8 protein-coding genes are annotated in these 8152 nt (G+C 68.9%); 2 read left to right on the top strand and 6 right to left on the bottom strand.

Annotation, left to right across the window (positions count from 1 at the left end; all coding sequences use genetic code 11):
- The 3 genes from ACYVE7_RS24435 to ACYVE7_RS24425 form a co-directional block, all read right to left on the bottom strand.
- Positions 1–385: sirohydrochlorin chelatase (locus ACYVE7_RS24435; protein WP_460367561.1), on the bottom strand; the 385-nt coding region annotated here is incomplete at its 3' end.
- A gap of 14 nt (positions 386–399) precedes the next feature.
- On the bottom strand, positions 400–1116 hold the full coding sequence (locus ACYVE7_RS24430; RefSeq protein ID WP_460367559.1) for a phosphoadenylyl-sulfate reductase: 717 nt from the start codon (positions 1114–1116) through the stop codon (positions 400–402).
- A gap of 153 nt (positions 1117–1269) precedes the next feature.
- Positions 1270–2916, bottom strand: coding sequence for a nitrite/sulfite reductase (locus tag ACYVE7_RS24425; protein WP_460367558.1), 1647 nt, complete (start codon positions 2914–2916; stop codon positions 1270–1272).
- Between the two features lie 542 nt (positions 2917–3458).
- Between ACYVE7_RS24425 and ACYVE7_RS24420 the strand changes: the two genes are divergently transcribed.
- Entirely contained in the window at positions 3459–4418 is a 960-nt protein-coding gene (locus tag ACYVE7_RS24420; RefSeq protein WP_460367556.1) for a YihY/virulence factor BrkB family protein, read from the top strand.
- A gap of 39 nt (positions 4419–4457) precedes the next feature.
- On the top strand, positions 4458–5390 hold the full coding sequence (locus ACYVE7_RS24415; protein WP_460367554.1) for a phosphotriesterase family protein: 933 nt from the start codon (positions 4458–4460) through the stop codon (positions 5388–5390).
- A gap of 377 nt (positions 5391–5767) precedes the next feature.
- Here ACYVE7_RS24415 and ACYVE7_RS24410 read toward each other — a convergent pair whose 3' ends face one another.
- The 3 genes from ACYVE7_RS24410 to ACYVE7_RS24400 form a co-directional block, all read right to left on the bottom strand.
- On the bottom strand, positions 5768–6064 hold the full coding sequence (locus ACYVE7_RS24410) for a WhiB family transcriptional regulator (protein WP_106399257.1): 297 nt from the start codon (positions 6062–6064) through the stop codon (positions 5768–5770).
- Positions 6065–6234: 170 nt separating this feature from the next.
- On the bottom strand, positions 6235–7125 hold the full coding sequence (locus ACYVE7_RS24405) for a sucrase ferredoxin (RefSeq protein WP_460367551.1): 891 nt from the start codon (positions 7123–7125) through the stop codon (positions 6235–6237).
- Between the two features lie 77 nt (positions 7126–7202).
- Positions 7203–8152, bottom strand: a 950-nt coding sequence (locus ACYVE7_RS24400) for a glycerol-3-phosphate dehydrogenase/oxidase (protein ID WP_460367550.1), incomplete at its 5' end; no start/stop codon positions are given.

The following is an 8152-nucleotide window of genomic DNA, read 5'->3' as shown; positions in this document are numbered from 1 at the left end:
TGGCGGACGGGTCGGACGATCCGGCGGCGGCCAGCACGACGGCCGTGTCGGACGCCGGCCCGGCGTCCACTTCGGCGAGCCGCCGTTCGAGGGCGTCGAGCAGCAGCGGATGCGGCCCGAGGGTCCCGGCGACGCGCACCGAGAGCCGGGGCGACCGGCGACGGGCCGTCGCCAGCACCCCCGGCAGATCGATCTTGCTGTGGTAGGCGGCGGTCAGCAGCAGCGGCAGCACGACAGCGGAGTCGAGCCCGGACAGCGCCTGGACGGGGCTGGGCGCCGCGTGGTCGAGGAACGCCGTCCTGACGTCGAGCCCCCGTTCCCGCACCAGGTCGAGAAGGTTCTCCACCGTCGCCGCGGCACGCGGATCACGGGATCCGTGCGCCACCGCGACGAGCGGAGCTAGATGTGGATGCCGCACTCGACCTTGCCCAGTCCGGCCCAGCGGCCGCTGCGCGGGTCCTCACCGGGGGCGACCCGTGCGGTGCACGGCTCGCAGCCGATCGAGGGGTAGCCGTCGTAGTGCAGCGGGTTGATCAGGATGCCGTTGTCCTCGATGTAGTTGTCCATCTCGGATTCGGTCCAGTGCAGGATCGGGTTGACCTTGACCATCTGGCGCTTGCGGTCCCATTCGACGACCTTCATCGCCTTGCGGGAGCGGGTCTCGTCGGCGCGGACGCCGGTGAACCACGCCATGTAGCCCTCCAGCGCCCTGCCCAGCGGCTCGACCTTGCGCAGGTGGCAGCAGAGATCCGGGTTGCGGCCGTACAGCCGCGGACCCAGATCCCGGTCCTGCTCCGCGACGGTGCGCGAAGGCTGGACATTGATCACGTTGACCGGGTAGACGGCCTCGACGGCGTCGCGGGTTCCGATCGTCTCGGCGAAGTGGTAGCCGGTGTCGACGAACAGCACGTCGATCCCGGGCTTCACCTTGGAGACCAGGTGGATCAGCGCCGCGTCCGACATCGACGAGGTCAGGCAGATCCGGTCTCCGAACGTCGCCGAAGCCCAACGGATGATCTCCAGTGGGGTGGCGTTCTCCAGGGCGGAGGCGGCCGAGTCGACGATGTCCTCAAGAGACAAGGACGGTCTGGCGTAGCTCTCGATCAGTGCGGTCACTGGGGGGCTCCAATCCCGAGGAAATTCACGCGGAACTTGCGGGCACAGGCCCGGCAGTGCCAGGTCCCGTCCCCCTCGTAGGGGAAGAGGTCTTCTTCGCCGCAGTACGGGCAGTAGAACGGAACCGCGCGCTCGCTCATCGCGTGATCCCTGCTACTGAAGGTCTGCGTCGTCGGCGCGCGCGACCCAGGCGGCGAAGGTCTCGCCGTCGGAACGCTGCGCCTCGAACTTGAGGACCACACGCTCGACGTAGTCCGTCAGCTCGGCGGACGTGGTCTTGAGACCGCGCACCTTCTTGCCGAACGTCTGGCCGAGCTGGCCGCCGAGATGGATCTGGAAGCCCTCGACCTGGTTGCCCTGGTCGTCGAGGACGAGCTGCCCCTTGAGACCGATGTCGGCGACCTGGATCCGGGCGCAGGCGTTCGGGCAGCCGTTGACGTTGATCGTCAGCGGCTGGTCGAAGGTCGGCAGCCGCTGCTCCAGCTCGTCGATCATGGACGCGGCCCGCGCCTTGGTCTCGACGATCGCCAGCTTGCAGTACTCGATGCCGGTGCAGGCCATGGTCTGCCGGCGGAACACCGACGGGCGGACCTTGAGGTCGATGGCCTCCAGCTCGTCGGCCAGGCCCTCGGTCCGGTCGAGCGGGATGTCGAGGATGACCATCTTCTGCTCGGCCGTCGTGCGGATCCGGTCGGATCCGTACTTCTCGGCCAGGTCGGCGATCTTGTGCAGGATGTCGCCGTTGACCCGGCCGACCTTCGGGGCGAACCCGACGTAGAAGTTGCCGTCCTTCTGCGGGCGGATGCCCACGTGGTCGCGCTGCCCGACGGGCGCGGCCGGCGCGGGGCCGTCCGGCAGGGAGAAGCCCAGGTACTCCTTCTCCAGCACCTCCCGGAACTTCTCAGGTCCCCAGTCGGCCATCAGGAACTTGATCCGGGCGCGGTGCCGCAGCCGCCGGTACCCGTAGTCGCGGAAGATCGAGATGCAGCCCTTCCACACCTCGTGGACCTGCTCGGGCCGGATGAAGACCCCCAGGTGCTTGGCGAACATCGGGTTGGTCGACAGGCCGCCGCCGACGAACACCTGGTAGCCGTGCTCCCCGTCCTCGTTGACCACGCCGACCATCGCCACGTCGTTGATCTCGTGGACGGTGCAGTGCGACGCGCAACCGGAGAACGCCGACTTCCACTTGCGCGGCAGGTTCGAGAACTCCTTGGTCCCGATGTACCGCTGGTGGACGTCGTGGATCTGCGGGGTGGCGTCGAGGATCTCGTCCTCGGCGACCCCGGCCAGCGGACAGCCGATGATCACTCGCGGGGTGTCGCCGCAGGCTTCCATCGTGTCCAGGCCGACGGCCTCCAGCGCGTCCCAGATCGCCGGGACGTCCTCGATGGCGATCCAGTGGTACTGGATGTTCTGCCGGTCGGTGACGTCCGCGGTGCCCCGGGCGTACTTGTTGGAGATGTCGGCGAGGGTGCGGAGCTGCGCGACGGAGAGCTGGCCGCCGTCGATGCGCACCCGCATCATGAAGAAGCGGTCGTCGAGCTCCTCGTCCTCGAGGACGGCGGTCTTGCCGCCGTCGATCCCGGCCTTGCGCTGGGTGTACAGGCCGTACCAGCGCATCCGGCCGCGGAGGTCGGCCGGGTCGATCGAGTCGAAACCGGCTTTGGAGTAGATCTCGACGATGCGGCGGCCCACGTTCAGACCGTCGTCGTTCTTCTTGTTCTCTTCGTTCTTGTTGAGCGGTTCGCGGTAACCGAGGGCCCACTGGCCCTCTCCACGCTTACTACGGGGTGGCACGGCGCGCAGTCCTCCAGGACTCAAAATCTGATGGAGGGCAGGCGTGACGAAGCGGCTGTGAACGTGAGGAAACGGAACGCCGTCATCGCCACGCGCCCGGGAAAACGTCGGGGCGTGGTCAGGGCGTTACCGACAGATGGCGCTGCGTACCCGGAGGAAGTCCACGTGCCGGCGCTTGGCCAGCATCGTGTCGAGGGCAGCAGTCATGCTCTGACTTTGACATGCGGTGGTCGCGCTTGTCCAGCGACGTCCGCATCCTGGACAGGCCATGATCACCCCTGCCTGACCCAGTTGAGGTCGGTTTCTTCGGGCTCTTCGGGGACATGGTGCTGACAGTCGCACCACGTGCCGCCACGGCATTCCGCGTGGTGGCGGTCTCGGCACGCAAGGCAGATCATGACTTATTGTGACCTACTGTTACACGTGCCCCGAACCCAGGGGGTGTGGCCGACATCATATCCAGTGGCGGCGCGCGGAAGGTGATCTACCGAGTTGGGGCGAGGCGACATGATCCGGACGGGCAAGGCCGTACCGTGGTCTCCGTGACGACCGCAGCACCGCAGGTCGCGGACGCTCCGCAGACCCCGACGCAGACCCGCCTGGTGGCGATGCTGCGCGCGCTCTGGGCCCTCACCAAGGGCACGGCCATCACCGGCTTCAAGTACCGGATCACCGGACTGGCCGCCGAGGCCGCCTTCTGGGCGCTGCTCTCGCTGCCGCCGCTGATCCTCGGGCTGATCTCCAGCGCGGGCTATCTGCGCGGGGCGTTCGGCCAGGCGACCGTCGACGAGCTGAGCGTCTGGATCACGGCCAAGGCCCACACCTTCCTCACCGACGAGGCGATCCAGAGCGTCGTCACGCCGATGATCGAGGAGGTGCTGCGCAAACGGCACATCGAGATCCTGTCGCTGGGCTTCCTGATCTCGCTGTGGGCCGGTTCACGGGCGATGAGCGTCTATGTCGACACCATCACCATCGCCTACGGCCTGGACGGCGCCCGCGGTGTGATCCGGGCCCGGCTGAAGTCGTTCGTCCTCTATGTCGTCGGCCTGCTGACGGCCGTGATCGTCATCCCGATGCTGGTCGCGGGGCCGCATCTGGTGCGGGAGGCGATCCCCGGCAGCGCCGACTTCGTGGCGATGCTCTACTGGCCCGTCATCACGACCCTGTCGATCCTCTTCCTGTCGCTGCTCTACCACCTGAGCGTCCCGGTGCGGACGGCCTGGTGGCGCGAGATCCCCGGGGCCGCCCTGGCCCTGACGTTCTGGATCGGCGGCAGCGTGATCCTCCGCGTCTACCTCCAGAGCACCCTCGCCGACGTCTCCGCGACGGGCTCGCTGGCGGCCCCCATCGCGGTGATGGCGTGGCTGTACGTGACGGCCTTCGCGGTGCTCGTCGGCGCGTGCCTCAACGCCGAGGTGGACCGGCTCTGGCCTGCGGGGGAGACCTCGGCGGCGCGGGCGAAAGCCCAGCTCGCGTGCCAGGTAAAGAATCTGGATTAGACCCCTAAATCGGGCAAAGTTCGCGTAACCTCGCGGTCTATGAAGGCTCCCCATCCCGACTCCCGCATCCGCACGGTCACCGGTCCCGCACCCGTCTCGGCCCTGGAAGGCCGCGTGCTCGCCCATGAGCACCTGCGCGTCGACCTGCGCTGGCCGGTCGCGGTCGCGTCCGACCCGCGCCGCTGGCTGGACGAGGAGCTGCACGTCACCCGGGAGCTCACCGCGCTCCGCAAGGAGCACGGGCTCTCCGTGGTCGTCGAGCTGAGCTGTGTGGGGATGGGCCGTGACGCCTCCGCACTGGCGCGGATCAGCGCCGGCAGCCGGGTCGCGGTCGTCGCCGGGACGGGCTTCTTCTGCGAGCCGTTCCACCCGGCCGCCATCAAGGACCTGACGGTCGACCGGCTCACCGAGCGGATGCTGGCCGAGATCGGCTTCGGCATGGACGGCACCTCGGTGCTGCCCGGCGTCATCGGCGAACTGGGCACGTGGGGCGACCAGCCGACCGAGGCGGAGGAGCGCGTGCTGCGCGCCGCCGCCCAGGCGAGCCTGGAGTCGGGGCTGCCGATCGCGACCCACGGCAGGTCGGGGCTGGCCCAGCTCGAACTGCTGATGGCGATGGGCGTGCCCGCGGAGCGGGTCGCGGTCGGCGGGCAGGACTCCGTCGAGGATCCGGCCGTCCACCGCAAGATCGCCGAGACCGGCGCCTACCTCTCCTTCGGCACCCTCGCGCTGACGGGGGAGCGGGCCCTGCCCGCGATCGTGGAGCTGATCGAGGCGGGCCACACCGAGCGGCTGCTGCTGAGCGGCGGGATCTCGCGGATGGGGCAGCTCCGCCACTACGACGGCCCCGGCTACGGAGTGCTGTTCGACGGCGTCCTGCCCGCGCTGGCCGCGGCGGGGGCCGATCCGGCGGTCCTGGAGCAGATCGGCCGGCACAACCCGCTGAACTGGCTCGTCCCGGCTCGTCCCTGACGAGCAGGGCCGTGACCAGGGAGGGGGCCCTGTACCCAGGTTCGGCAGCCCGCTAACCTCCTGGCCTTGATCGGCCGCCGCGAAGACCCGTCATCCCAGGTGGAGCGGGTCTTTTCGCTTGTTAAGGGACCCTCACTAGAAGTGGTCTGGACCAGTCTGGTATGGCGGTTGGTCGAAACCGCTCCCGGACCGGGCTAGGCTGTGCTTGGGAAACGCAAACGGCCCCGCAAAAGGCTTGCGAGGCCGAATGAGTTGTGGTTGAACTCCCTGGGTACGGTCTCCGAGGATCTAGTCCATCCTCGGAAGCCACGCCACTGGTTCACCGGTGGTGCCGGGGTTACGGCAGCAGTGCTCGGCTTTGGCCGGCCGTTCGTCCGTCAGGCGGCGTTAGCGCGACGCATCCGACGACGACGCTCGGAAGCGCGCTCGTCCTCGTTCAGCCCGCCCCACGTACCGTACTTCTCGGGACGGGAGACGGCATAGTCGAGACAATCCGTGCGGACGGGGCAGCCCATACAGACCTGCTTGGCCTTGCGCTCGCGAATCTCGCGTTCGGGCTGACGTTCGCCGTCAGGGCCGAAGAAGAGCACAAGGTCTTCCCCCCGGCACGCGGCGGCGTCCTGCCAGCCCCAGCTGGGCCGCGGGAGGTTAGCCTGCCGACGTACCTGAGCCATGAAACACCCACCTCAGTTGTTTTCTGAGCAAATAAGGACATAGACGTTGTCGAACGCACGTTTGGATTTAACGTGTCGTCCTCAATTTCCAACGTCTGGAGTTGCCGCTGTGTTCCCTGTGGAAGGTAGGCTCGCGGCGCAGCATTTCCCCGAGTGGGGCCTCAAAGAGGTTACACGAGGGCGGCCTCGCTGTGAAGGGTGAGGTCCCTCATTTGGTATGTCAGGCCGGTCTCACTGCACCCGGAACCGCAGGATCCAGCGGTCTGCACCGCTTCGACCACCCCGGACCAGGTGGAATCACCCGCGGTGACGGTGGCCGTGAAAGGACCGGCTCCGGTGAGGGCTGTGACCCGCACCGCATTTACCTTCAGCATACCCGTGTGCGAGCGCACAAAGTGCTCCGCGGCCTGTGCGGCCTCCGGTAGCCCCGCCCGTCCGCGCAGGTGGTCGAGGACGACGTCCCCCCGCAGATAGGCGTTCACCGCGGTGGTGGCGCTGCCGGCGTCGAGGTTGCCGTAGTAGAGGCCGTCCGGGAAGCAGACCAGATTCGCGGCGAAACGGTCGCCGCCCACATGGCTGGTCTCCCAGACCAGATCGCCGAACTCCTTCGCCAGCCGCCGCGCGAGCGGGCCGCCCGTCTTGGCGCAGCACACGTTCCGCTTGGCGTGGGTGCAGACCAGCAGGACGGGATCCCGTGCGGGCTCCCCCCAGCCGGGACGCACCCCGAGGGCGACCTTCGCCAGATCCAGCGAGGCCAGTTCGGCGGGGTCGGTGATGACGCGGCTCTCCATCCACGGGTCGTCGACGCCTGAGTAGCCGACGTGGACCTGGAGCGGGGGAGTGGCGCGGCGTCGGCCGGCCCTGCGGATGAGCTGGGGGCGGACCCCCGCCGCCGTGGCCTCGGCCACGATCGGGATCCCCATCTCCTCGATCCGCTCGGCCCAGGGGCCGGGGTGTTCGAGGAGCAGCCAGGCACGGGCCTTGGTGGTCGCGCTGGCGAGGCAGGGGAGTTCACCGGTGTGGCTGCCCACGCAGTGGTCGCATGTTCTGTCATGTGCCATGAGTGAGCCTCCTTCCCCGGTAGGTTAGGCCACCCTAGCCTAACTTTCTTCTGCCCTGCCAGGGTTCGTGACACACCTCATACCGCTGATGATCTTTGGTCAAACAATGCGGCCACCTGCGTAAGCGCTCTTGAGCGGTCCTTTTCGACCAGACCGATACGGGTTCTGCGGTCAAGGACGTCCGCGGCGTCCAGAGCGCCCTCGTGCCGGACCGCCCAAAGGAGTTCCGCGTTGAGGAACGGAAGCCCCGCAAGCACCGGTTCCAGGAGGGTCGCGTCGTCGCGGGCGAGCGCCGCCATCTCGGCCGCCTCCGTCCCGTACCTGCGGACGAGCCGTGCGGGCGCCTCGATCCGGGCGAGGTCGGCCGCCGGGGCCGCGCCGACGAGCGGCAGGTCCTTCGTCCGGGACGGGCCGGTGTCGAGCCCGAGGGCGTCGACGGCGTCCTGCGCCATCCGGCGGTAGGTCGTGAGCTTGCCGCCGACGATCGTGACGACGCCGTCCGGCGAGGTCAGGACGGCGTGCCTGCGGGAGATGTCCGCGGTGGTGCCCTCCGCGTCGAGCAGGGGGCGCAGCCCGGCGAACGCCCCGAGCACGTCGGAGCGGCGGACCGTGGTCTCCAGGACCGTGCCGAGCAGGTCGAGCAGGAAACCGATGTCGGCCTCGGGCGCGACCGGGACGTCCGGGATGTCCTCGACGGGTTCGTCGGTCAGGCCGACGTAGATCCGGCCGTCGCCCTGCGGCAGGACGAGCGCGAACCGGCTGGTCGAGCCGGGGATGGGCACGTGCATCCCGGCCTTCGGGCCGGCGAGCTCCGCCCCGTCCAGGACGAGGTGGGTGCCCCGCGACGGCCGCAGCCGCACGCCGGGCACGAGCCCCCCGGCCCAGACCCCGGCCGCGTTGACGACCTTCCGGGCGCGGATATCGCGTTCGGCGCCGGTCAGCTCGTCGCGGACCCGCGCCCCGCTCCCGGTCACCTCCAGCGCCCGGCATCTGGTGATGATCTTGGCTCCGTGCGCGGCGGCGGTCC

This window comes from Actinocorallia lasiicapitis (genome assembly GCF_054778695.1).
This window is presented reverse-complemented; position numbering and strand designations above follow the sequence as displayed.